At 65.8% G+C, this 24,137-nt stretch carries 19 protein-coding genes; 16 read left to right on the forward strand and 3 right to left on the reverse strand.

Annotation, left to right across the window (positions count from 1 at the left end):
• The first annotated feature begins 137 nt into the window (after positions 1–137).
• The 12 genes from U1R88_RS23800 (at position 138) to U1R88_RS23855 (ending at position 12,821) form a co-directional block, all read left to right on the forward strand.
• A complete protein-coding gene (locus U1R88_RS23800; RefSeq protein WP_322433491.1) occupies positions 138–908 on the forward strand; it encodes a ComF family protein in 771 nt (256 codons plus the stop codon).
• Positions 909–927: 19 nt separating this feature from the next.
• Positions 928–2,031: a DUF1963 domain-containing protein gene (locus U1R88_RS23805; protein WP_322433492.1), complete on the forward strand. Its 1,104-nt coding sequence runs from the start codon at positions 928–930 to the stop codon at positions 2,029–2,031.
• Between the two features lie 126 nt (positions 2,032–2,157).
• Positions 2,158–2,415, forward strand: a complete 258-nt coding sequence (gene grxC, locus U1R88_RS23810) for a glutaredoxin 3 (protein WP_322433493.1) — start codon at positions 2,158–2,160, stop codon at positions 2,413–2,415.
• A 22-nt stretch (positions 2,416–2,437) separates the two neighbouring features.
• Entirely contained in the window at positions 2,438–3,280 is an 843-nt protein-coding gene (locus U1R88_RS23815) for a carbon-nitrogen hydrolase family protein (RefSeq protein ID WP_322433494.1), read from the forward strand.
• On the forward strand, positions 3,277–3,747 hold the full coding sequence (locus U1R88_RS23820) for a DUF1178 family protein (protein WP_322433495.1): 471 nt from the start codon (positions 3,277–3,279) through the stop codon (positions 3,745–3,747). The genes U1R88_RS23815 and U1R88_RS23820 overlap by 4 nt, the downstream gene beginning before the upstream one ends.
• A gap of 180 nt (positions 3,748–3,927) precedes the next feature.
• On the forward strand, positions 3,928–4,602 hold the full coding sequence (locus tag U1R88_RS23825; protein WP_322433496.1) for a response regulator transcription factor: 675 nt from the start codon (positions 3,928–3,930) through the stop codon (positions 4,600–4,602).
• On the forward strand, positions 4,589–7,132 hold the full coding sequence (locus tag U1R88_RS23830; protein ID WP_322433497.1) for a sensor histidine kinase: 2,544 nt from the start codon (positions 4,589–4,591) through the stop codon (positions 7,130–7,132). The genes U1R88_RS23825 and U1R88_RS23830 overlap by 14 nt, the downstream gene beginning before the upstream one ends.
• Positions 7,133–7,319: 187 nt before the next feature.
• A complete protein-coding gene (locus U1R88_RS23835) occupies positions 7,320–8,279 on the forward strand; it encodes a Bug family tripartite tricarboxylate transporter substrate binding protein (RefSeq protein ID WP_322433642.1) in 960 nt (319 codons plus the stop codon).
• A complete protein-coding gene (locus tag U1R88_RS23840) occupies positions 8,276–8,791 on the forward strand; it encodes a tripartite tricarboxylate transporter TctB family protein (protein WP_322433498.1) in 516 nt (171 codons plus the stop codon). Before U1R88_RS23835 ends, U1R88_RS23840 begins: the two co-directional genes overlap by 4 nt.
• A gap of 303 nt (positions 8,792–9,094) precedes the next feature.
• Positions 9,095–10,609 carry a tripartite tricarboxylate transporter permease gene (locus U1R88_RS23845; RefSeq protein ID WP_322433499.1) on the forward strand — a complete coding sequence of 505 codons (1,515 nt, stop codon included), beginning with the start codon at positions 9,095–9,097 and terminating at the stop codon, positions 10,607–10,609.
• 240 nt (positions 10,610–10,849) lie between these two features.
• Positions 10,850–11,518: a TerC family protein gene (locus U1R88_RS23850; protein WP_425545475.1), complete on the forward strand. Its 669-nt coding sequence runs from the start codon at positions 10,850–10,852 to the stop codon at positions 11,516–11,518.
• 274 nt (positions 11,519–11,792) lie between these two features.
• The gene (locus tag U1R88_RS23855; protein ID WP_322433500.1) at positions 11,793–12,821 is read left to right on the forward strand and encodes a LacI family DNA-binding transcriptional regulator; all 1,029 of its coding nucleotides are present in this window, start codon (positions 11,793–11,795) and stop codon (positions 12,819–12,821) included.
• 6 nt (positions 12,822–12,827) lie between these two features.
• Here U1R88_RS23855 and ubiG read toward each other — a convergent pair whose 3' ends face one another.
• Positions 12,828–13,577 carry a bifunctional 2-polyprenyl-6-hydroxyphenol methylase/3-demethylubiquinol 3-O-methyltransferase UbiG gene (ubiG, locus tag U1R88_RS23860; protein ID WP_322433501.1) on the reverse strand — a complete coding sequence of 250 codons (750 nt, stop codon included), beginning with the start codon at positions 13,575–13,577 and terminating at the stop codon, positions 12,828–12,830.
• A 456-nt stretch (positions 13,578–14,033) separates the two neighbouring features.
• Between ubiG and U1R88_RS23865 the strand changes: the two genes are divergently transcribed.
• Positions 14,034–18,854: an NAD-glutamate dehydrogenase gene (locus U1R88_RS23865; protein ID WP_425545479.1), complete on the forward strand. Its 4,821-nt coding sequence runs from the start codon at positions 14,034–14,036 to the stop codon at positions 18,852–18,854.
• Positions 18,855–18,948: 94 nt separating this feature from the next.
• On the opposite strand, the gene U1R88_RS23870 is transcribed toward U1R88_RS23865, so the two are convergent.
• Positions 18,949–20,214: an MFS transporter gene (locus U1R88_RS23870; protein WP_322433503.1), complete on the reverse strand. Its 1,266-nt coding sequence runs from the start codon at positions 20,212–20,214 to the stop codon at positions 18,949–18,951.
• A 168-nt stretch (positions 20,215–20,382) separates the two neighbouring features.
• On the opposite strand from U1R88_RS23870, the gene U1R88_RS23875 reads away from it, so the two are divergent.
• Positions 20,383–21,657: an arsenic transporter gene (locus tag U1R88_RS23875; protein WP_322433504.1), complete on the forward strand. Its 1,275-nt coding sequence runs from the start codon at positions 20,383–20,385 to the stop codon at positions 21,655–21,657.
• Between the two features lie 14 nt (positions 21,658–21,671).
• Here U1R88_RS23875 and U1R88_RS23880 read toward each other — a convergent pair whose 3' ends face one another.
• A complete protein-coding gene (locus U1R88_RS23880) occupies positions 21,672–22,463 on the reverse strand; it encodes a TrmH family RNA methyltransferase (RefSeq protein WP_322433505.1) in 792 nt (263 codons plus the stop codon).
• 169 nt (positions 22,464–22,632) lie between these two features.
• Here U1R88_RS23880 and U1R88_RS23885 point away from each other — a divergent pair, with 169 nt between their 5' ends.
• Both U1R88_RS23885 and U1R88_RS23890 read left to right on the forward strand, forming a co-directional pair.
• Complete coding sequence (locus tag U1R88_RS23885; protein WP_322433506.1) at positions 22,633–23,484, forward strand: methyltransferase domain-containing protein; 852 nt, start codon at positions 22,633–22,635, stop codon at positions 23,482–23,484.
• A gap of 82 nt (positions 23,485–23,566) precedes the next feature.
• Positions 23,567–24,136: a hypothetical protein gene (locus U1R88_RS23890; RefSeq protein WP_322433507.1), complete on the forward strand. Its 570-nt coding sequence runs from the start codon at positions 23,567–23,569 to the stop codon at positions 24,134–24,136.
• Position 24,137 lies beyond the last annotated feature (1 nt).

Below are 24,137 nucleotides of genomic sequence, written 5' to 3' on the forward strand. Positions count from 1 at the left end.
AACGTAAATATGGCGGGTATAATGGCGATGTCGGGCTCGCTCGGCAAATTAAGCCCCAATGCCTTCTCATATTACCGGTGGAACTTCCACTGCAATGTCCTGATGACAGGCTCGGTAATCTTTGCCACTTTGCCGCCATGTCCGTCCCCGCCATAGCCCCCTCTTCGCTGCCGCGACTGCTCCTGCAGGCGGGAAGCCGGCTGGCGGATATCATCCTGCCGCCGCGCTGCCTGAGTTGCCGGGAAACCACGGCCAGCCACGCCAATCTGTGCGTGGCCTGCTGGCAGCAACTGTCCCTGATCGAGCGGCCCTATTGCGAGAGACTGGGCATTCCCTTCGTCTACGACCATGGCGAGGGCATGGTTTCGGCCCAGGCGATCGCCGATCCGCCCGCCTATGGCCGCGCCAGGGCTGCGGCCCGCTATGAAGGCGCCGCCATCGAGCTGGTGCATCGGCTCAAATATGGCGACCGCGTCGAGATCGCGCCCTTCATGGGCCGGCTGATGACCCAGGCCGGACAGGACGTGCTGGCCGACGCCGACATGCTGGTGCCGATACCGCTGCATCGCCTGCGGCTGTGGCGGCGGCGCTTCAACCAGGCCGCCTTGCTGGCGCGCGAGATCGGCAATCGCAGCGGGGTGATCCATGAGCCGCTGCTGCTCGGCCGCTCCAGGCGCACGGCCCATCAGGTCGGCCTCAGCCGCAAGGAACGGGCCCGCAACGTGCAAGGTGCCTTCGTGGTTCCGCCAGGCGCCAGGCCGGCGATCAAGGGCAAGCGCATCGTGCTGATCGATGATGTGCTGACCTCCGGCGCCACGGGCGAAGCGGCGGCGCGCGCCCTGCTGCGGGCCGGCGCCGCCAATGTCGACATGCTGGTGTTCGCCCGGGTGGCGACGCCGATCGAGTAACCGAACGGGACTACCTAACTTGGATCCGATAGACCAATCGCCCCCTCTCGCCTGGCCCGACAGCCGCGAGGCCCTGCAGAGTTCCCTGACCGAAGCCGGCCTCGCGCCCGAAAGCGTCGCCCGGCTCGTCGAGCAGGCCCGGCCGGCGCTGGTGCTGGAAACCACGCCTTGCGAGGAAAGCCGGATTCCGCTCGGCGCCAGCAAGATCGGCGGCCTGCCCGACCTGCCCGACACCATGACCTGGCCGGAACGCCCGCCCTATGGCGATGCGGCCGAACGCACCCAGACCCATCTCACCGAGGCCGATCGCCTGGCCAGCGAAGCCACGCGGCCAGGCTCATGGCTGACGCCGGAGCACGCCCGGGAGGCCAGCCGCGAGCAGAGCGACCTCGCCAGGGCGGTGACAGCGGTGTTTCCTCTCGCCTTCATCGCCCAGCTCGATCTGGCTTCGCTGTCGCTGACCCCGGGCTTTCCCGCGGCACTGCCCCATCACGGCCGCCTGTTGCTGTTCTGCGACTATTGGGTGAAGCCGAAATCCTACGATCCGCATGCCGCGACCGGGCTGCGCCTGATCTGGGACAAGACCCCGGTCGAGCGCCTGGAACGCAAGGCCGAACCCGCCGCGCTGGCGGCCCTGGCGCAGGAACGCTGGAGCAGCCGCTTCAAGCCGGCCGCCGTGACGGCGCGCCCCGTCGTCACCGCCATCCCGCCGAGCGACAAGGGATTCGACGCCTTCCCGCATGGCGAGGAGGCGTCCACCTTCTGGGACGAGGACAGCGAGGAGATCCACTACGAGACCTGGCTCGGCCGCTACGGCACGCCGGACGGTAAAGGCGGCGCCAACCACCAGCTCGGCGGCTGGCCGCGCCCGTTGCAGAACGGCATGCAGGCCCAGGCTCAACTGGCATCGCACGGCATTTTCTGCGGCACGGGCGAGGCCTATGCCATCGCGGAGGCTCGCAGGCTGCTGCGCTCGGCGGATCGCTGGCGCCTGCTGCTGCAGATCGGCCGGGACGACGCCCTCGGCCTGCTGCCCACCGGCGCTCTCTACATCCTCATGCGCGAGCACGACATGCGCATCCGCGCCTTCGACCGGGCCTGGATGGTCTTCCAGAAGCCGTGAGCCGCCGCCTGCGGCTCCGGGACGCCCCTTCTTGTCGGCCTGCGGCAACTGCCTATAATACCGATTGATTTTGGTTCTTCGCCTTCCCATCTGTGGGCAAGGTCGTTTGTGGATGGAATGAAGGCAATGCCGCCCGTCGTCGTGTATTCGAAATCCTGGTGCCCCTATTGCAAGGCGGCCAAGGCGCTGCTCACCCGCAAGGGCATTCCCTTCGAGGAGATCGACGTCGACGGCAAGCCCGACCTGCAGGAGGCCATGAGCCTGCGTGCCAACGGACGGCGCACGGTGCCGCAGATCTTCATCGGGGACACCCATGTCGGCGGCAGCGACGATCTCCACGATCTCGACGCTGCCGGCGGCCTCGACAAACTCATTGCAGCCTGAAGCTATCCAGGGAGACGGATCCATGCGTTTCAAAGCCGCCGTTCTGCAGATGCGCTCGGGCTTGGTGCCATCGGACAATGTCGCAACCGTCGCCGCCGCCGCCCGCGAGGCCAAGGCCGCCGGAGCCGAATATCTGCAGACACCCGAGATGACCACCGTGGTCAACCGCGACCGGGCGGCCATGATGGCCGCCATCGGCGACGAGCAGAGCAATCCCGAGCTCGACGCCTTTCGTGCGATCGCGCGCGATAACGGCCTGCATCTCCATATCGGCTCCATGGCCGTGCGTGTCGGCGACAAGGCTGCCAACCGCGCCTTCGTCATCGATCCCAAGGGCGAAGTGCTCGCCTCCTACGACAAGATCCATCTGTTCGACGTCGATCTTGCCGGCGGCGAATCCTGGCGTGAATCCAATGCCTATGTCGGCGGCGATCATGCGGTTACGGTCGACCTGCCCTTCGCGCGGCTGGGCCTGGGCATCTGCTACGACGTCCGCTTTCCCCAGCTCTTCCGCGCCTATGGCGATGCCAGCGCCGACGTGATCAGCGCACCGGCCTGCTTCACCAAGCAGACGGGCGAAGCCCATTGGCATGTGCTGCAGCGCGCCCGCGCCATCGAAAACGGCGCGTGGATGATCTCGGCCGCCCAGGTCGGCCATCATGACGACGGCCGCGACACCTATGGCCATTCCGTCATCATCGATCCCTGGGGACGCGTGGTCGCCGATGCCGGCGACACGCTCGGGCTTGTTTATGGCGAGATCGACGTGCACGCCGTGGCGGCGACGCGCGGCAAGATCCCCAATCTCAAGAATGCGCGCTCCTTCACGGTGAAGACGGAACCGGCGCTGAGGGCTGCAGAGTGATTCGTTTTTCGCTCGTCTGCGACCAGGGTCACGAGTTCGAAAGCTGGTTTCGCGACAGTGCCGCCTATGACGACCAGGCCGAGCACGGACTGCTGAGCTGTGCCCATTGCGCCTCCACCGAGGTTGGCAAGGCCATCATGGCACCGCAGGTGGCTCGCAAGGACCGCGAAAGCGGAAATCCCGACACCAAAATTCGCGAAAACCTGCCGGTCTTGCCACAGCCGGTGGCCCTGACCTCTCCGGAGGAACAGGCCTTGCGCGCCAAGGTGCGCGAATTGCATGCCATGCTGACGGCGAAATCCGACTATGTCGGCGACAAGTTCGCCGCCGAAGCGCGCAAGATGCATGACGGCGAGAGCGAGCATCGCACCATCCATGGCGAGGCGACCGGCGAGGATGTCCGCAGCCTGCTCGAGGATGGCATCGACATCCTGCCTCTGCCCATGCTGCCGGACGATCGGAACTAGACGCGGATCGCAGCACCGGACTGCTCTCAATCAAGCACGGCAAGCCTTCTCCAGACAGTGGGGAAGGCAGGTAGCGCCTCAATCATCGTGGGTCCGGCGTTCCTTGGGTCCGCCGCCCAATCCCGCCTTCCCTATCCGCCCGCTCGGCCCTACAGTCTCCCCAACGAAAAGGGAGGTCGATTGCGTATCCTGCTGGTCGAGGACGCCGAGGATCTGGGCGATGCCATGGTGGCCAGGTTGCGCAGCTCCGGCCATGCGGTGGAGTGGCTGCGCGATGGCGCACTCGCCTCCGAGCGCCTGCGCGATGAAACCTTCGACGCCGTGGTGCTCGACGTGATGCTTCCGGGCCGCGATGGCTTCGCCATCCTGTCCGATCTGCGCCGGGCCGGCCACGGCACCCCGGTGCTGGTAGTCACCGCCCGCTCGGAGGTCGACGACAAGATCAGCCTGCTCGACCTCGGCGCCGACGACTATCTGGTCAAACCCTTCGATCTGCGCGAGTTCGAGGCGAGGCTCCGTGCGGTGATGCGGCGGCCGGCCGGCATGCGCGCCAGCACCATCGAGGTCGAGGCCCTGACGATCGACCTCGCGACGCGCACGGTCGCGATCCAGGGCAGGCCCATCGATTGCGGGCGACGCGAATTCCGCCTGCTCGAAATTCTCGTCGCCAAGCTCGGCCAGGTGGCGCCGAAGGAACGGCTGATGGACCAGGTGTTCAGCCTGGACGACGAGGTCACGGTCAACGCCCTGGAACTGCTGGTCTCGCGGCTGCGCCGCAAGCTGCAGGGTGCCGGCATCGAGATCGTGACGATGCGCGGCGCAGGCTATATGGCGCGGCGGCATGACGGTCCCTGATCCCGTCACGCCCGTGACCGTCGCATCCGCGACCGTCTCCCTGACGACCGCAGCGCGCGCTACCGCTTCGATCCGCCGCCGCGTCCTGGCGGCAGCCCTGCTGGTGCTCGCCATCGCCGCGCTCGCCTTCATCGTCTTCATCCATTCCTATGCCCGCCGTGCCGCCGACCAGGCCTATGACCGCCTCCTCACCGCCTCCGCGCTCACCATCGCCGGGGCCGTGTTGGTCGAAGAAGGCCGTGTCACCGTCGAACTGCCCTATGCGGCCCTCGCCATGCTCGGCTCGGGAGGCGACCGCATCTATTACCAGGTCGAGGCTCCCGATGGCGCCCTGGTCACCGGCTATGGCGATCTCGCCGAGAAATTGCCGGCCGTGCGCTCGGCTGAAACCGCCTTCGCCGATGCGCGCTATCACGGCGAGCCCGTGCGCGTCGCCAGCATCGGCCGCCTGATCTCGGCCAGCAGCGCCGCCGGCTGGGTGACCATCCGGGTCGCCGAAACCCGCGGGGCACGTACCGCTCTCGCCTCCGAAATCGTCTCGCGGGCGGTGCTGCCGCTGATCGGCATCCTTGTGCTCGCCTTGGCCCTGGTCTGGTTCGGCGTGCAGCGGGCCTTCGCCCCGCTCACCACGGTGGAGGCGGCGCTGCGCGATCGCGCGCCGCAGGATCTTTCCCCTCTCACCGTGCCGGTACCGATAGAAGTCAGCCAGCTCGTCGCCGCCCTCAACGATTTCATGCGCCGCCTCGCCAGCGTGATGAACGCGCTGTCGGGCGTGGTCGCCGATGCAGCCCACCAAGTGCGCACCCCGCTCGCCTCCCTGCGCGCCCAGGCCGAAGTGGCCCTGGACGAACGCGACTACCAGGCCCTGCACGAGCGCGTGGCCAAGATCCACCGCAATGCCATGCATGCCAGCGAACTGGTGAGCCAGCTCCTGATGGAAGCGACTCTGACCCATCGGCTCGAGAGCCGCGAATCCGCCCTCATTGCCATCACCGACCTCGTCGAGGATGTCGCACGCCGTTTCGACCCCGATGAGGCCGGGCGCCTCACCGTGACCGTCGCCCCCACCCTGGCCGGCGCCCGTCTCATGGGCGACCGCCTCGCCTTGCAGGAAATGCTGCGCAACCTCGCCGGCAATGCCCTGCTCTATGCCCCTGATAGCGTGGTGGAGATCGTGGCTGATACGGCGCCGGGCGAACGCTTGCTCATCATGGTCCGCGACCACGGCCCGGGCATTCCCGATACCGAGAAGGACATCGTGCTCCAGCGTTTTCAGCGAGGGAAGAGCGGTGCCGGCACCGTGGGCTCGGGGCTCGGTCTGCCGATCGCCCGCACCGTGGTGCAGGCCCATGGCGGCAGCCTGTCATTGCACGACCGGCCCGGCGGCGGGCTGGAGGTCCATCTCGAATTGCCGCTGGTACCGGTACAGGCGAGAGGGCGCGCCGTCCTCAGACGCGGCATGGTGGCGCTCGCTCTGGCCCTCAGCATCGCCATCAGCGGCGGTTGGAACGAGACGGCCCAGGCCGCCCCCAAGCTCTATCCGGCACCGGTAGCGGGCGGACCGACGCTCTCGATCCTCGGCACCACCGACACACCGCAATTCGAATTGTTGGTCCACGACTTCCAGGAACTGCACCCCGACGTCAATGTCGCCTATGAGGAAACCGATACGCTGCCGCTCTATCAGCGCACGCAGGACAAGCGGCTAGATGCCGACGTCGATCTCCTGGTTTCCTCGGCCGCCGACCTGCAGGTCAAGCTCGCCAATGACGGCCACGCCCTCGCCCATGCTTCGCCTTTGCTGCCGGCCCTTCCTGCCTGGGCGAGCTGGCGCTCGGAGATTTTCGGCTTCACCTTCGAGCCGATCGTCATCGTCTATAACCGCGCGCTTGTACCCGACACACAGGCCCCGCATTCCCACCTCGCTCTCACCGAACTCCTGGAGCAGGAAACCGATCGCTTCCGCGGCAAGGTGGCGACCTACGATATCGGCAAGAGCGGGGTCGGCCATCTGCTGGCGGCGCAGGATGCGCAGATCTCCTCGAACTTCTGGCGCCTGACCCGCGCTCTCGGTCGGGCCGACGTCAAGCTTTCCAGCTCCAGCCCGGCCATCCTGGAGGGTATCGCCTCCGGTTCCCTGGCGCTGGGCTACAATGTGCTCGGCTCCTACGCCTATGCCCGCCAGCGCCTCGACAAGCGCATCGGCATCGTCATTCCCGACGATTATGCCCTCATCCTAACCCGCGTGATGCTGGTGCCGCGCTGGGCCAACCAGCCCGATCTCGGCCGCAGCTTCATCGACTATGCCCTCTCCCGCCGAGGCCAGGCGGTTGTGGCGGGCCAGGCGGCGCTGGGCTCGATCGTGCCAGGCACGCCGGGCGGCTGGACAGCCGAGCGCATCAGCGCCGCCTCACGCGGTGTGCTGCAGCCGATCACGCTCGGCCCCGCTTTGCTTGTCGCGCTCGACCAGGAGCGCAAGGCCCGCTTCCTGGCGACCTGGCGCCAACTCGTCACCGACGGCTCGCGCTGACAGGTCGCTGACAGGAATAGTTGCTATCGTGCCTGCAACCGGACCTAGCAAGGTCCGGAACAAGACGTAGGGTGCTGGGAGGAGCGGCTGCCGTGGAGCAGCCTCAAAGGTGCATGTCCCTTCCTCCTTTCCCTACCCGCACGATCGCAGGCGTTTGGTCATGAACGCTTTGCTCAGGGAGGAAATGATGAAGAAACTCTTGCTTGCCTGCGCCACCGCGGGCGCCCTGGCTTTTTCCAGCCTCGCTGCCCTCGCCCAGACGGCGGGCTACGAGATCATGGCCCCGGCCGCGCCGGGCGGCGGCTGGGACCAGACTGCCCGCACCATGCAGACGGCACTGCGCACCGAAAAGATCGCCCGCAACGTGCAGGTCAACAATGTCGCCGGTGCCGGCGGCACCATCGGCCTCGCCCAGTTCGTCAACCAGGCCAAAGGCAGCCCCTCCGCACTGATCGTCGGCGGCTATGTCATGGTCGGCGCCATCCTCACCAACAACTCCGCTGTCAGCCTTGCTGACGTCACGCCGATCGCCCGCCTCACCGGCGAGAGCGAAGCCATCGTCGTGCCGGCCTCCTCGCCGATCAAGACACTCGGCGACCTGGTCGAAGCCCTCAAGAAGGATCCGGGCGCGGTCTCCTGGGCCGGCGGCTCGGCCGGCGGCACCGACCACATCACCGCGGGCCTGTTCGCCAAGGCCGTGGGTGTCGATCCCTCCAAGATCAACTATGTCGCCTTCGCCGGCGGCGGCGAGGCCGTTGCGGCCGTGCTCAGCGAGCAGGTGACGGCCGGCATTTCCGGCTATGGTGAGTTCGAGAGCCAGATCAAGGGCGGCGCGCTGCGCCTTCTGGCGGTGTCCGGCGCCAAGCGCATCGAAGGCGTCGATGCCCCCACCTTCAAGGAAGCCGGCGTCGACGTTGCCCTGGAGAATTGGCGCATGGTCGCCGCCGCGCCCGGCATCACGCCCGAACAGAAGGCTGCCATCACCGCCGACATCGAGAAGATGGTGAAGTCGAAGACCTGGCAGGACACACTCAAGAAGCGCGGCTGGACCGATACCTATCTGTCCGGTGACGCCTTCGATGCCGCCTTGAAGAGCGACATCGCAGCCACCGGCACGGTGCTCAAAGACATCGGCCTGGTCAAATGAGCAGCGTGGGGGGCAAGACGGAGCCCGGGCGTCCGCCCGGCTCCACCGTCGCCGGGCTGGTGATCGCAGCCGGCCTGGTGATCCTCGCCGTCGTCATCGGCATCGATGCGGCCATGCTCAACACCAAGGTTGCCAGCGATCCGCTCGGGCCGGCCGCCTTCCCCTATGCCGTTGCGGCGGGACTGCTCGTCCTCGCGGTCGCCACTGTGATATCCGCCCTGCGCGGCAAGACGCCGACGCCGGAAGAGAGCCAGGATTTCACGGCGGTCGGCTGGGTGATCGCCGGCCTGCTGGCGCAGATCCTGCTCATCGCCGTCAATGCCGGCTTTTCGCTCGCCAGCGGTCTGCTGTTCGGACTGGCCGCCCGCGGCTTCGGCAAGCCGCTCTGGCTGGCCTGCCTGATCGGCGTGGTGCTCTCCTTCCTGACCTGGCTGGCCTTCTCGCAGCTCCTGCAATTGTCGCTGCCGCAGGGACCGCTGGAACATGCCGTCTCCGCGCTCCTGAGCGATTGAGACGCTCATCGGCTGCAGTCGCGCATCCTTTGATTCTTGTTGAAGTCCAGCCGCCCCTCACCCTTACCCTCTCCCCGTAAGGACGGGGCGAGGGAGGCGCAGGCGTTGCACGAATCCTCCAGCCTCTCCTCTCGCCCGACGGTTGGACGAGATAGGGCCATTTCGTATGAAGCGCGCGGCAGAAGCCTCCCTCCCCCCGTCCTTACGGGGAGAGGGTAAGGGTGAGGGGCAGCGGCACCTTGCGATAGGCGGGTTAAGCAACTCCCTACCGGTTTTTCTGAAAAACGCTCATAGGACCCTTCGATGCAGACATTCGGTCATCTGGTCGACGGATTGGCGGTCGCCCTGCAACCGTTCAACCTCATCTGCGCCTTCATCGGCGTCACGCTGGGCACGCTGATCGGCGTGCTGCCCGGCATCGGCCCGGCGCTGACCATCGCCCTGCTCCTGCCGGTGACCTTCCAGCTCGACCCTTCGGGCACCGGCGCACTCATCATGTTCGCCGGCATCTATTATGGCGGCATGTATGGCGGCTCGACCACCTCGATCCTGCTCAATACGCCGGGCGAGAGCTCCTCGATGGTCACGGCCGTCGAGGGCAACAAGATGGCCAAGGCCGGGCGAGGCGGCCCCGCTTTGGCGACGGCGGCCATCGGCTCCTTCGTTGCCGGCCTCTTGGCGACGCTGGCCCTGGCCTTCATCGCGCCCTGGGTGGTCAAGTTTGCGCTGTCCTTCAAGTTCATCGATAAATTCGCGCTGATGGTGCTCGCCTTCGTCACGGTGTCGGCGGCTTTCGGCAACTCGGCCCTCAGGGGCCTGACCTCGCTGTTCATCGGCCTCGTCATCGGCCTGATCGGCAAGGACATCGTCAGCGGCCAGAACGGGCGCCTGACCATGGGCCTTGTCGATCTGCGCGGCGGCATCGAGGTCACCATCCTCGCCGTCGCCCTGTTCGCCATCGGCGAAGCGCTGGCCGTCGCGGCCACCCATCAGCTCAGCACCGGCACGGTGGAGGCGATCAAGGGCTCGATCTGGATGGGCCGAGAGGACTGGCGGCGTTCCTGGAAGCCTTGGCTGCGCGGCACTTTGTTCGGCTTCCCGATCGGGGCGATGCCGGCGGGCGGTGCGGAGATCGGCACCTTCCTCTCCTATGCCGCGGAGAAGCGCCTGGCCGAAAAACCCGAAGAGTTCGGCCACGGTGCCATCGAAGGGGTCGCCGGGCCGGAAGCGGCCAACAACGCCTCGGCCGCCGGCACGCTGGTGCCGCTGCTCACGCTCGGCCTGCCGACCTCGGCGACCGCCGCCGTCATGCTTGCCGGCTTCCAGCAATTCGGCCTGCAGCCCGGCGCCCAGCTCTTCACCTCCAATCCCGAGCTGGTCTGGGGCCTGATCGCCAGCCTGCTGGTCGCCAATTTCATGCTGCTGGCGTTGAACCTACCGCTGGTCGGCCTGTGGGTGAAGCTGCTCACCATTCCGCGTCCCTGGCTCTATGCCGGCATCCTGCTGTTCGCCACGCTCGGCACGCTGGCGTCCAATCCCTCGCCGGCCCAGCTCGCCATGCTGCTCGCCTTCGGCCTGATGGGCTACGGCCTCAGGCTCTACGACTATCCGATCGCGCCGGTGGTGGTGGGGCTGATCCTGGGGCCGCTCGCCGAAGAGCAACTTCGCAAGGCGCTCCAGCTGCACCAGGGCTTCTTCAGCTCGGTACCCGCGGTGATCCTCTTCAGCATCGCCGCCCTGGCTCTCGTCGTTCCGGCCTATATGCGCTGGCGCGGACGCGGCAAGGTTCTCACCCAGCTCGCCGCTTCCGAGGATTGATGCAACGTTCCGGCAGCCATGCCGGAACGTTACTTTTCTTTCATCTCGACTTGCAGTACACCACCCGCACCAGGCCGGGCCCCTCTGGCAGTTCCCGATGCGTAGCGTTCCGGGACCTGTGATGTCGGACTGGAGCAAACAGAGCGGTCCCGGCGCGTCGGCGTCCCCTAGCGCCCCAGGCTTCCTTCCTGGCTCGAATCGGCACCGCTCTCCCGCACCGGAACGAGAGAGCCTACCTCCATGCCCGATATCCTTGCCACCCTGTCGGAAGCCATTTCTGTCTCCTCCCTGGTCGCGCTCGGCCAGGTCATCCTGATCGACCTGGTCCTGGCCGGCGACAACGCCATCGTCATCGGCCTCGCCGCCGCCGGCCTTCCCAAGGAGCAGCGGACCCGCGCCATCCTGATCGGCATCGCCGCCGCCACCGTCTTGCGCATCTTCTTCGCCGCCATCACCACCCAGCTTCTCGCCATTGTCGGGCTTCTGCTCGCCGGCGGCATCCTGCTCTTGTGGGTGTGCTGGAAGATGTGGCGCGAGCTGAGCACCAGCCATAGTGAGGAAGCCGCCGCCCAGCACGCCCTCGACGGCGACGGGGAAAACGGCAACGGCTCGAGCAACGGCACCCCGCGCAAGACTTTCGCCCAGGCCGCCTGGCAGATCGTGGTCGCCGACGTCTCGATGTCGCTCGACAACGTCCTCGCCGTCGCCGGCGCGGCGCGCGACCATCTGTGGGTGTTGATCTTCGGCCTGGTCGTCTCGATCGCACTGATGGGTATCGCGGCGAGCCTGATCGCCCGCCTGCTCAACCGCTATCGCTGGATTGCCTATGTCGGCCTCATCGCCATCCTCTATGTCGCCGGCGACATGATCTATCGCGGCGCCAAGGAAGTCTGGCCGCTGATGTTCTAACACGGTTGACCTGAGCATCATCCAGGCCGGCAGCAATGCCGGCCTTTTTTCTGGATCGGCATCCATGTTGCTCACGGATGATGAGCGTCCCTCAGGAATCGCTCCCTGTTTCAAGGCGCTCTTCCCTGTCGCACAGTGGCTGGGAGACGCTGGCAATAGCCGCCTGATATGAACGAGATAGCAACGTTTTCGAGGAAAAGGCCGATCGCCCATTGCCGTTTGCCTCGTCGAATCTTCTGAGGTACGTTCCCGAAAGATCGGGACAGGTGGAACCATGGCGCGGGCAACGGTGCACGATCTGGCGCGTGCGGCAGGCGTGAGCCTCGCTACCATCGACCGCGTGCTCAATCGCCGCGGCGGCGTGCGGCCGGCGACGATCGAGAAGGTCGAGCAGGCCATGGCCCGGCTGAACTATCGCCGCGACATGGCGGCCGCCATGCTGGCCAAGCAGCAGGAATATCGCTTCGTCTTTCTCGTTCCGGTCGGCGTGAACACCTTCATGCGCAACCTGGCGAACGAAGCCACGCGGTTGTCCGATCTCAACGCCGCCGACCGGATCAGCATCCGTGTCGTGGAGATCCCGCCCTTCGACGACGACAAACTCGCCGGGATCCTCAACGGGCTCGACAGCGCCGATATCTCGGGCGTGGCTGTGGTCGCGACCGAGAACGCCCAGATACGCCAGGCCATCGACCGGCTGGCCGAGCGGGGCATCCCGGTGGTGACGCTGGTGTCCGATGTGCCGGCTTCACGCCGCGCTCATTTCGTCGGCATCGACAACAGCGCGGCCGGCCGCACCGCCGGTTCGCTGATGGGGCGCTTCCTGCGCGGGCGTTCCGGCCGCATTGCCGTGCTCGCCGGCTCGATGCTGCTGCGCGACCATGTCGAGCGTCATTTCGGCTTCGAACGCGTGCTGCGCACCGAATATCCCGATCTCGTCACCCTGCCGGTGATCGAAGGCCGCGACAATGGCGCCGTCGTCGAGGAAGTGCTCGGCGCCCTGCTCGACAATCATCCCGATATCATCGGCCTCTACAGCCTCGGCGGCGGCAATCGCGGCGTGATCGCCGCCTTGAACAAGCGCCAAGCCGGCGCCCGTATCTGCGTGATCGCGCATGAGTTGACCACCCATTGCCGCGAAGCCCTGGTCGACGGCACCTTCGATGCCATCCTCAACCAGGACCCCGGCCATGAAGCCCGCAGCGCCATGCGCGTGCTGCGTGCCCTCACCGACGGCCAGCCGATCGACCATGGCCAGGAACGCATCCGCATCGACATCTATCTCAGGGACAATCTGCCCTGAGGCTCCTCACGCCGCCCGCGAAAACACCATCATGTAATTGACGTCGGTATCGCGGCTGAGACGCCATTCGTCCAGCAGAGGATTGTAGATCACGCCACAGCGGTCGAGCTCGGCCAAGCCTTGCGGCGTCACCGCCTCCTCGATCTCCGCCGGCGTGACGAACTTGTTCCAGTCATGCGTGCCACGTGGCACCCAGCCCAGCACCTTCTCGGCCGCCACGATCGCCAGCGCATAGGCCTTCATGGTACGGTTGAGGGTGGCGACGAAGAGGAGGCCGCCGGGCTTCACCATATCAGCGCATGTCTTCAGGAAAGCGGCGGGATCGGTGACATGCTCGACGATCTCCATCGCCAGCACCACGTCGAAGCGCTCGCCGGCCGTTTCGAGATCCTCGGCAGGCAGGACGCGATAGTCGATGGCGAGGCCCGAACGGGCAGCATGGGCCTTGGCCATCTCGACATTGGTCGCGGCCATGTCGATGCCGACGACCTCGCCTCCGAGCTTGGCCAGCGGCTCGCTGAGCAGGCCGGCGCCGCAGCCGATATCGGCGAGCCTGAGGCCCTTCAGCCCGTCGAGGGCGACGGAGGAGCGGCCGAAATGCCCGGCGATCTGGTCCCTGACATAGCGCAGTCGCACCGGGTTCAGCCGGTGCAGCGCCCGCATGGTGCCGCGCGGGTTCCACCAATCGGCCGCCATCGCCTCGAAGCGTTCGATCTCCTTGGGATCGACCGACGAACCCTTGCCTGCTGCGCTCATGCCTGCGTCCTGGAGAAAGGCGCGTTCCGACGGAAACGCTTGCTTGCCCCAGCTCCCTGTTTCGGTGCCTCTTGCGATTCTTGCCGATTCCGTCAAATCGCAAAACGCAAAAATCGCGTGGTACGGAGCAGAAAATTACCGTTTTCAGCCGCCTGTGTGGCCCCGATCTACCCCTAAGGCAACCTCATTAACAATGCCCCGCTCTCTTTCTCGATATTGTCATCGCAATTTGGCAATTTCCGTCGCGCCTGGACTTTGAGCGGCCTTAATTTCAGCTATGGTCACCCGAGCCGCATCGACCGGGCAATGCCGGCCTTCCCAAGGCGAGGAATCCTCGTCCCGGGTAGGACTGCACGGTATTCGGCCAATGTGGAATTTCCGAGCCCGTCGCTGGGCGGGTTCGGAAATTCCACAGAGCGCCGCCACAAGGCGGCGTAGCAAGAAGGGATGAACGAGATGGCGTGGCGCGACGACGAAGCCCGGGCGGCCCTGATCCACAAGGCGGCAAGGAGCCTCCAGCCAGGCAAGACCCCTCCCACCTTCGCCGAAGTACTCTTCGGCCGAACCACCCTCGAAGACCTCGCCACCCACGACGCCGCTTCGCTCGCCTTCCTGGCCGAGCAGGCCTGGGACCATGTGCAGCGCCGCACGCCCGGCCATGCCGATATCCGCGTCGTCAATCCCGACATGCCCGACGGCCGCGAGATCTCGGTCATCGAGATCCTCAACGACAACATGCCCTTCCTGTTCGATTCCACCATGGCCGAGCTGTCGGAACGCGGGATCGAGGCACAATTGGTCGCCCACCCCATCATCGCACTGGAGCGCGACGCCCAGGGCAAGCTCGTGCAATTCTTCGGCGATGCCGTGCCGGAAGGCAGCAAGGGCGTGCGCGAGAGCCTCATCCACATCCATATCGCCCGCATCGATTCGGACGCCGACCGGCAGAGCCTGATCGACGGGCTGACGCTGGTCTTCAACGACGTCAGGGCCTGCGTGACGGATTGGCGCGCCATGCGTGACCGGGTCGAGCAGGCGATCGAGTCCTTCCGTACCAATCCACCGCCATTGCCGGTCGACGAGATCGCCGAGGCCAACCAGCTCCTGCAATGGATCTGCTCCGACAATTTCACCTTCCTGGGCCTGCGCGAATATCGCTTCTCTACCGACAGCGACGCCTCCGACGAGGTCAACGAGGGCGAGGGCCTCGGCATTCTCAGGGATCCCGAGGTCAAGATCCTGCGCCGCGGCACCGAATTGGTGGTGATGACGCCGGAAATCCGCGAATTCATGCGCGAGCCGACGATCCTGATCGTCACCAAGGCGAATGTGAACAGCCGCGTCCATCGCCGCGTGCGCATGGACTATATCGGCGTCAAGCTCTACACGCCCGATGGCCAGGTCGAGGGCGAATTGCGCGTCGTCGGCCTGTTCACCTCGGCAGCCTATACGCGCTCGGTGCGCCAGATTCCCTATGTCCGCCACAAGGTCGCCCAGGTGCTGCAGCGCGCCGGGCTCGATCCGCAGAGCCATTCGGGCAAGGCGATCCTGCACATCCTCGAAGAATATCCGCGCGACGAACTCGTGCAGGTCGATTCCGAGACGCTCTACAACTTCGCCATGGAAATCCTGCTTCTCTATGAGCGCCCGCGCCTGCGTGCGCTGGTGAGGGCCGACAAGTTCGACCGCTTCGTCTCCATCCTCGTCTTCATTCCGCGCGAGAAATACGACACCGACGTGCGCATCGGCATCGGCAATTATCTGGCCAATGCCTATAAGGGCCGCCTTTCGGCCTCCTATGCGGCCTTCCCCGAAGGGCCGCTGGCACGCGTGCACTACATCATCGGCCGCTATGAGGGGGATACGCCCTTCATCGAGCGTTCGGTGCTGGAAGCCGGCATCACTGCCATCGCCACCAATTGGGGCGACAAACTGCGGGCCGCCCTGACCGGCACCACCGACGGCATGCGTGCGCGCCTGCTCGGCAACCGCTACGCCAATGCCTTCACCGGCGGCTATCCCGAAACCTTCTCCACCGCCCAGGCCATCGCCGACATCGGCGTGATCGAGAAGCTGACGCCCGCCCGCCCCGTGGCGATCCTGGTCTATCGCCTGGAGGAGGACGACACGCCTTCGCGCTGCGGCCTCAAGGTCTTCTCGCAAGGCGCGCCGATGTCGCTGTCCTATCGTGTGCCGGTGATCGAGAATCACGGCTTGCGCGTGGTCGACGAGCGCACCTACGAGATCACCCCCACCGCCAAGCCGGCGCCGGCCCCTGTCTGGCTGCACGACATGACGGTTGAGACCAGCGACGGCCAGCCCATCCCGCCCGGCATCGACTTCCAGCATCGCCTCGAAGCCTCGATCATGGCTGTGGTTGGCGACTATGCCGAATCCGACGGCTACAACGCCCTCGTCCTGCGCACCTCGCTGGGCTGGCGCGAGATCTCCGCCATCCGGGCTTTGTCGCGCTATCTGCGCCAGATCCGCGCGCCCTTCAGCCAGGACTATATGTGGGAAACGGCGCGCAAGAATCCGCAGATCACCGCCAGCATCGTGGCCCTGTTCCGCGCCCGCCACGACCCAAGGCTGACGGCCACCGATGCCGAGCGGGCCGCGCATGAAGCCGAGATCGTGGCCGAGATCGAGGAGCAATTGCAATCGGTCTCCTCGCTCGATGAGGACCGCATCCTGCGTCGTTTCACCAATCTGGTGCAGGCGATCATGCGCACCAATCTCTGGCAGGTCGGCCCGGACGGCCAGCCCCGGCCGGTGATCAGCTTCAAGTTCGAATGCCGTAAGGTCGAGGGCCTACCCGCCCCCAAGCCGCTCTACGAGATCTTCGTCTATTCGCCGCGAGTGGAGGGCATCCACCTGCGCTTCGGCAAGGTGGCGCGCGGCGGCCTGCGCTGGTCCGACCGCCCCCAGGATTTCCGCACCGAGATCCTGGGTCTTGTCAAAGCGCAACAGGTCAAGAATGCGGTGATCGTGCCCGTCGGCGCCAAGGGCGGCTTCGTGCCCAAGCGCCTGCCGCCGCCGTCCAACCGCGATGCCTGGCTGGCCGAGGGAACGGAAGCCTACCGCATCTTCATCCGCTCGCTGCTCGAACTCACCGACAATATCGACGGCGACAACATCGTGCCGCCCGACAACACCGTGCGTCATGACGGCGACGACCCTTATCTGGTGGTCGCGGCCGACAAGGGCACCGCCACCTTCTCCGACACGGCCAATGCCATCTCCATCGAGAAGCATCACTGGCTGGGTGACGCCTTCGCATCGGGCGGCAGCCAGGGTTACGACCACAAGAAGATGGGTATCACCGCCCGCGGCGCCTGGGAGGCGGTGAAGCGACATTTCCGCGAACTCGGCACCGACATCCAGGTCGAGCCCTTCACCGCCGTCGGCGTCGGCGACATGTCGGGCGACGTCTTCGGCAACGGCATGCTGCTGTCGCCGGCGACCAAGGTGGTCGCGGCCTTCGACCATCGCGACATCTTTATCGATCCTTCGCCCGATCCCGCCATCAGCCATGCCGAGCGCCTGCGCATGTTCAACCTGCCGCGATCCAGTTGGCAGGATTACGACAAGTCGCTGATCTCCAAGGGCGGCGGCGTGTTCTCGCGTTCGCTCAAGGCCATCCCGCTTTCCGCCGAAATGCGCGCACTGCTCGATCTCGACAAGGCCGAGGCAACGCCCACCGAGGTGATGACGGCGATCCTCAAGGCCCGCGCCGATCTCCTGTGGTTCGGCGGCATCGGCACCTATATCCGCGCCGCCAGCGAGACCGACGATCAGGTCGGCGACCGCGCCAACGACCCCATCCGCATCACCGGCGCCGATGTCAGGGCCCGGGTGATCGGCGAGGGTGCCAATCTCGGCGCCACCCAGCGCGGCCGCATCGAGGCGGCACAGAAGGGCATCAAGCTCAATACCGACGCCATCGACAACTCCGCCGGCGTCAACACCTCCGACGTCGAGGTGAACATCAAGATCGCCCTGGCCCGGCCCGAGCGTGACCAGCGCCTGACGCAGGCCGATCGCAACATCCTGCTGGCTGTTATGACCGACGAGGTCGGTTCGCTGGTGCTGCGCAACAACTACCTGCAGACGCTGGCGCTCTCGCTCTCCGAGCGCAAGGGCGTCGCCGAGACCGGCTTCCTCACCCGCCTGATGCAGTCGCTCGAACAGCGCGGCCTGCTCGACCGCGGCGTGGAATTCCTGCCCGACGATGTCGCCATCGCCGAGCGCACCCGCCGCGGCCAGGCCCTGACGCGGCCGGAACTCGCCGTGCTGCTCGCCTATGCCAAGCTGACGCTCTATGACGACCTGCTGGTCACCAGCGTGCCGGACGATCCCTATCTGGCCCGCGAGTTGTCGGTGTATTTCCCGCCCGAGATCCAGAACCGCTTCCCCGATGCCGTCGAGAACCATCGGCTGCGGCGCGAGATCATCGCTACCAATCTGGCCAACGGCATCATCAACCGCGGCGGGCCCGCCTGCGTAGTGCGCCTCAGCGACGAGACCGACGCCGATGTCACCACCATCGCCATGGCCTTCGCCGCCGTGGATGAATCCTATGGCCTACGCTACCTCTACGATGCCATCGACGCCCTCGACAATCGCATCGACGGACAGCTCCAGCTCAGCCTTTACGGCTTCCTGCAGGATCTCCTGCTCTCGCGCGTCGTGTGGTTCGTGCGCAATGTCGACTTCTCGCCCGGGTTGGAAGCGGTGATCGCCCGCTTCGGCGCCGGCGTCCATGAAATCGCCATCGGGCTCGACGCCACCTTGCCTGAGGCGATGCAGGCGGCACGCCTCAAGCGCACCCGCGAGCTGGTCGAGGGCGGCGTGCCTGAAGACCTCGCCGGCAGGATGGGCAACCTCGATCCGCTGGTGTCGGCGCCCGACATCGTGCTGGTAGCGGGCCGCACCGGCAGGGCCATTGGCGACACCGCGGCCACCTTCTACGCGGCGGAAGCCAATTTCCAGCTCGACCGCATCGTCACGGCTGCCCGCTCCGTGCCCGCCAGCGACTATTTCGAACGCCTTGCCATCGACCGGGCGATCGAACAGATCGCGGCTGCCGAGCGGCGCCTGGTCGCCGACATGCTGGCGACCGGTTCGTCCGGCCAGGCAGCGACGGAAGCCTGGCTCGAGGCCCATCCCGAAGCCGCGCGCATCCGCCGCTCGGTGGAGGAAATCGCGGCCAGCGGCCTGACCCTGGCCAAGCTCACCGTGGCGGCCAACATGCTGGGCGATCTCGTCAGGGAGTGACGAGGTCGCGGATGGCCGGCCAGCTGGCACCTCGATGTTGCCGACTGGCCTGTTCGCAAGGCTCCAGTTCAGTTCCTGCTTGAGGCAAGCGGTATCAGGCAGGCGTTTCCTCGGCGTTTTGCGGCTGCCGGTCGGCCGCCGCAGCCGAGGAAGGCATGCGTGGCGCGATGTCGTGGCGTCCCCACACGAACAGCGCCAGCGCCACCAACGCCACGCTGCCGTGAACCCAATAGGCTAAACCATAGCCGCCCAAATCGGTGAGCCAGCCGGCGACGACATTGCTCAACGAGGCTCCGATACCTTGCACGGTCATGACGGCGGCGAGCCCGACATTGAAGCGGCCGGTACCCGAGAGAATGCGCTCGGCGGCGATGGGCGTGACGATACCGATCAGGCCGGCTCCGACACCATCCAGAAATTGCACGGGGAAGATGAAGGCAAAGGATGTGAAGGTCCCCGCGATCGCGCCGCGGATCGGCAAGGCTGCCAGTGCAACGATGAATATGGCGGCCAGGCCGAACCGTCTGATCAGCCAGGGCGCCATCAACGCCATGCCGATCATCGAAAGCTGGGAAACGCCCGTCGTGATCGCGGTGGTCCTGAAAGGAGTGCCGAGCTGAATGGAGAAAGCCTGGGCGATCAGGCGGCTGATGGGAGCGTTGCCAAAATGAAATATCATCAGCACCAGGCTGAGCAAGACCAGCCCCTTGCTGCCGGCCAACACTGAAAATCCGGAAGGGGCCTCCGCTCCCTCGTGATGCGCCAGCCCGCGTGCAACTTGATGGTCGATCAATTTCGGCTCGATGGCGAGCGTCGCCGCAATCGTGGCAAAGGCGGCAAACAGCATGAGCCCGACGACACCGTGGAGGCCGAACAGGAGCGTTGCCGCATAGATCGCCGCCAGGGAGGCGACGTTCCCCGTGTGGTTCCAGAATTCGTTTCGGGATACCTGGCGGGAAAAGCGCTCTTCGCCGACGAGCCCAAGCGTCAGGCCCATGAGCGCGGGACCGATGACGGCGCCGACGATGGCCGTCGCGGACTGTCCCCCGAAGACGGAAAGGCCATTGGGGGTCGCCAGCGTCCACAGAGCCATCATCGTCACAAAGGTGACGGGCAGGATGATCAGTGTCCGCTTGTAGGGCGAGGCATCGACGAGCGCGCCGAACACAGGCGTGGTCAGCATGCCCAACACCCCTCCGATCGTCGCGATCACGCCGAGTGTGAACGGCTCCCAGCCGCGGGTTGCAAGGAAACCGTCGAGAAAGGGCCCCAAACCATCGCGGGCATCGGCAAGGAAGAAGTTCAAGATCGACAGTGCGATGAGGGAGCGACGAAACTCGGAGGGTGGAGAGGACGTCACGACTACTCCCGCGATCAGGTCTTTTCAACGACACGCCATGCCGAGCACCCGGCAGGAATGACGCAGGGATTTCCGCTAGCCCCCTCGATGTTCAGCACATATACGATCGGAGAGGCGCGCGAAATACAATCGCTTTCGAGCGCTCCCCGGAGCCCCCATACAGTCCCCATGGTCTTTCAAGTTTCCGCCCCGATTCTCAGCCTTTCCGTTGCAGCCCTCACGGCGCTGACTTTGCTGATCCGCCCCTTCAAGTGGCCAGAGGCGGTCTGGGCCGTCCTCGCGGCGGCGTTGCTGACGGGTGCGGGCGCCATCCCCCTGCTGGACGCTTGGGCAGGCATCGCCAAGGGCCTGGACGTTTATCTGTTCTTGATCGGCATGATGCTGATCGCCGAATTGGCACGACAGGAAGGCCTGTTCGATTGGCTGGCCCTGATAGCCACCAACCATGCGAAAGGCTCCCCGTTCAAGCTGTTCACCCTGACCTATCTCGTCGGCATTCTGGTGACGGTCTTCATGTCGAACGACGCGACCGCCGTCGTTCTGACCCCGGCCGTCTATGCAGCCTGCCGAGCGGCCAGGGTGAAGGACCCTCTGCCCTATCTTCTGATCTGCGCGTTTACAGCGAACGCAGCGAGTTTCGTGCTGCCGATCTCCAATCCTGCCAATCTGGTGATATTCAACGGCGGTCATATGCCTGCCCTCGTCGATTGGCTGTCGACCTTCGCACTCCCCTCCGCGCTTGCCATCGCAATCACCTTTGCCGCGCTTTTGTGGAATCAGCGCGCGGCGTTGGCAGCTGAAACACTGGCTGCTCGCGTGCCGGGCACAAGCCTTTCCCCTACCGGAAAGGTGGCGGGACTGGGGCTGACGGTGACAGCCATCGGCCTGATCACCGCCTCGGCCCTCCACGTCGACCTGGGCTGGCCCACTTTTGCCGGCGGGATTGTCACCCTGTCGATCGTATCGATCATCAAGCGCCAATTCCCATCGCAGGCGCTCGAAGACATTTCGTGGAGCGTCATTCCACTGGTGGCGGGCTTGTTCGTGGTGGTGGAAGCACTCGGGACGAGCGGTGTCCTCGAAATGCTGGCCGAGTCCGTCAGCCGCCTGACGGCAATGCATCCCCAGCTCGGCGCACCTGCCGCCGGCATCCTCACCGCCATCGTCGCCAACCTCGTCAACAACCTTCCGGCCGGGCTCGTCGCGGGAAGCATCGTTCAGTCGATCCACGCATCGCCCGCTCTCTCCGGCTCGATCCTGATTGGAATCGACCTTGGCCCCAACCTGTCGATCACCGGATCACTGGCCACGATCCTCTGGCTGAACGCGTTGCGGCGCGAGGGCATAAAGGTTGGTTTCTGGCAGTTCCTCAAGATCGGGACCGTCGTCATGTTCCCTGCACTCCTGGCCGCGATCGCCAGCCTCGCAATCCTGAATTCTTGAGCCGCCCGGAAGCGTTACCGCGCCAGATGATGCAGCACGATGCCGCTCGTCGTGGCGACATTGAGGGAATCGAAGCCGCCTCTCATGTCGATTCGGATGGTCCGCAGCCGCCTCAGGATGCGTTCGGGCAGGCCAGGGCCCTCGGCACCGAACAAGACGGCCTGCCGGCCCACAGGCTCGATATCGGCGAGGCGCTCCTTGCCGGCGGGGCTGGTGGCCAGCACCTCGAAACCGGCGGCGAGCAAGGCGTCGCAGAGATCGCCGATATCTCCGCTTTGGGCAAAGGGCGTCATCAGGACCGCGCCGGCCGAAACCCTGATCGCCTTGCGGTAGAGCGGATCGCAGGAAGCACCGTCGATCAGCACGCCGTCGAGGCCGAAGGCGGTGGCATTGCGGAAGATGCCGCCCATATTGTCATGATTGGCGATGGCCGATAGGCCGACGAACAGGGCATTCTGCGGCGCCTCGGCCAACAGCCTCTCCACCGCGAGGCCCTCGCCCCTCAGCCCCATCGCCAGGATGCCGCGATGCATGGGAAAGCCGGCAATCCCGTCCAGGACGCCGCGTGAGGCAACATGGATGGGGATCCCGGCCGGCACCGTACCGATAAAGTCCGCAAGCGGCTCCACCCTGTTCTCGGCGATCAGGAGTGATTCGATGGCGAAACGCCCTGATAGCAGCGCCGTGCGCAGCACCACCTCCCCCTCGATGACGAAGCGCCCGCCCCGGCCCTTGAGGTCACGCTCGCGGATGTCGCGATACGGCTCGATGCGTGGATCGAAGGGGTCATCGATGGGCAGAAGCATGGAAATCTCAAATCGAGCCGAGGAAACATCGCGGCTGGGACCGCGGACGTCCCGTCCGCTCTTGGAACCATCACGCTCGCAGGAAAAACAGAGCGGACGGGACGTCCGCGGTCCCAGCCATGGCGTCATAGTCGGATAGGCGCATCCTGCTGATGAAAAGCAAGCCCGAATGTCCTACATAGCGCGCATGACCACGCCCTTCCTGTTCGATCCTCAGGCGCTCGCCCTGCACCGCCGGCGTGCTGCGGCCGCTCCCGCCGACTTCCTGCTGCGCCACGTCGCCGAGGACATGGCCGACCGCCTCGCCGTGATACTGCGTCCGTTCGAGCGGGCGGCAGAGATCGGCCCGCTTTCGCCCGTGCTGGCGCAGGCGGTGCGCCCTCGCCTCGCCGCAGACTGGCTGGAAGTCGCCATCGGCGACGAGGTGCTGCCTCTTCAGCCCGAAAGCATCGATCTTGCTCTGTCCGCCCTCGCCTTGCAGTTCGTCAACGACCTGCCGGGCATGCTGAGCCAGATCCGTCGCGCCCTCAGGCCGGACGGATTGCTGCTGGCTGCGCTGATCGGCGGTTCCACGCTCACCGAACTGCGAGCCGCCTTTTCCGAGGCCGAGCTGGAAATGGAAGGCGGCGTCTCGCCCCGAGTGGCGCCTTTCGCCGATGTGCGCGACATGGGCGGCTTGCTGCAGCGGGCCGGCTTCGCCCTGCCCGTCACCGACAGCGATGTCCTCACCGTGCGCTACGACAATGCCTTTGCCCTGATGGCCGATCTCAGGGCGATGGGGGCCGCCAACATGCTGGTCCAGCGTCGCAAGGCCTTCACGCGCCGGGCGACGATGCTTCGCATGGCGCAGATCTATGGCGAGCGCTTCTCCGATCCGGACGGGCGCATCCGCGCCACCTTCGAGATCGTCTGGATCTCCGGCTGGGCGCCCCATGCCGGCCAGCAGAAGCCTCTGAAGCCTGGGTCGGCCAAGACCCGTCTCGCCGACGCCCTGGGCGTGAAGGAATACAGGCAGGAGTGACGAGGCCTCGTCCCGGGGCGGTCGCGCAATCCCAGGCGCCCAGCCGCCATGTTCGGCAACGCCCATGAAGAAGGGACATACCATGCGATCGATCGTGGCCCTCATGGCCTTCCTGGCTGCCGCGACACAGGCGCAGGCTGCCCCCTCGATGGCGCAGCACTTTGCTCGGTGCGAGCCTGAATTCTTCGAGGCTCTGCGCGATTATATCGCGCACAATGGACCGGCAACCCGCGACTCCGTCGTCACCAAAGCCGGCACATGGGACGAACTCGTTCTCGCCAAGCCGGTTCGGGCACATGGATTCGATATCAGGGCCTATCGGCAATTGCAGTCGACGCTGGACTCCAAGCCCACCTCCAGGGCCTGGCAGTGGGGGCTGGTGATCGAGGCGAAACCTCGCGCGGTCGCCTATGCCATCGATCCCTATCTGAGAAAGATTCGCGCCACCAGCGAAGGGCTCGGCCTGCGTGCCGAGGCCAATGGCTGGTCAACCGGCCTCGGCGCCTACAAGGGCGGGCGATGGCGGCAGGTACGCGTTGCTACCCTCGAAGACGGCAAGGCAACCCTGCTGAGCTGTTTCACCTTCAATGGGGACTATCCCGACTTTCCCGGCCTGCCCGACCCTGCGTCCCTGGCTGCTTCCAGGAATTGAG

Source organism: Labrys sedimenti (assembly GCF_034424805.1).
GTDB classification, from domain to species: domain Bacteria; phylum Pseudomonadota; class Alphaproteobacteria; order Rhizobiales; family Labraceae; genus Labrys; species Labrys sedimenti.

Coding starts and splice junctions, on each gene's coding strand:
- U1R88_RS23885 (WP_322433506.1), top strand. CDS start 22,633: ATGTCCTACATAGCGCGCATGACCACGCCCTTCCTGTTCGATCCTCAG.
- U1R88_RS23835 (WP_322433642.1), top strand. CDS start 7,320: ATGAAGAAACTCTTGCTTGCCTGCGCCACCGCGGGCGCCCTGGCTTTT.
- U1R88_RS23845 (WP_322433499.1), top strand. CDS start 9,095: ATGCAGACATTCGGTCATCTGGTCGACGGATTGGCGGTCGCCCTGCAA.
- U1R88_RS23865 (WP_425545479.1), top strand. CDS start 14,034: ATGGCGTGGCGCGACGACGAAGCCCGGGCGGCCCTGATCCACAAGGCG.
- U1R88_RS23840 (WP_322433498.1), top strand. CDS start 8,276: ATGAGCAGCGTGGGGGGCAAGACGGAGCCCGGGCGTCCGCCCGGCTCC.
- U1R88_RS23880 (WP_322433505.1), bottom strand. CDS start 22,463: ATGCTTCTGCCCATCGATGACCCCTTCGATCCACGCATCGAGCCGTAT.
- U1R88_RS23830 (WP_322433497.1), top strand. CDS start 4,589: ATGACGGTCCCTGATCCCGTCACGCCCGTGACCGTCGCATCCGCGACC.
- U1R88_RS23875 (WP_322433504.1), top strand. CDS start 20,383: ATGGTCTTTCAAGTTTCCGCCCCGATTCTCAGCCTTTCCGTTGCAGCC.
- U1R88_RS23800 (WP_322433491.1), top strand. CDS start 138: ATGTCCGTCCCCGCCATAGCCCCCTCTTCGCTGCCGCGACTGCTCCTG.
- ubiG (WP_322433501.1), bottom strand. CDS start 13,577: ATGAGCGCAGCAGGCAAGGGTTCGTCGGTCGATCCCAAGGAGATCGAA.
- grxC (WP_322433493.1), top strand. CDS start 2,158: ATGCCGCCCGTCGTCGTGTATTCGAAATCCTGGTGCCCCTATTGCAAG.
- U1R88_RS23855 (WP_322433500.1), top strand. CDS start 11,793: ATGGCGCGGGCAACGGTGCACGATCTGGCGCGTGCGGCAGGCGTGAGC.
- U1R88_RS23815 (WP_322433494.1), top strand. CDS start 2,438: ATGCGTTTCAAAGCCGCCGTTCTGCAGATGCGCTCGGGCTTGGTGCCA.
- U1R88_RS23850 (WP_425545475.1), top strand. CDS start 10,850: ATGCCCGATATCCTTGCCACCCTGTCGGAAGCCATTTCTGTCTCCTCC.
- U1R88_RS23890 (WP_322433507.1), top strand. CDS start 23,567: ATGCGATCGATCGTGGCCCTCATGGCCTTCCTGGCTGCCGCGACACAG.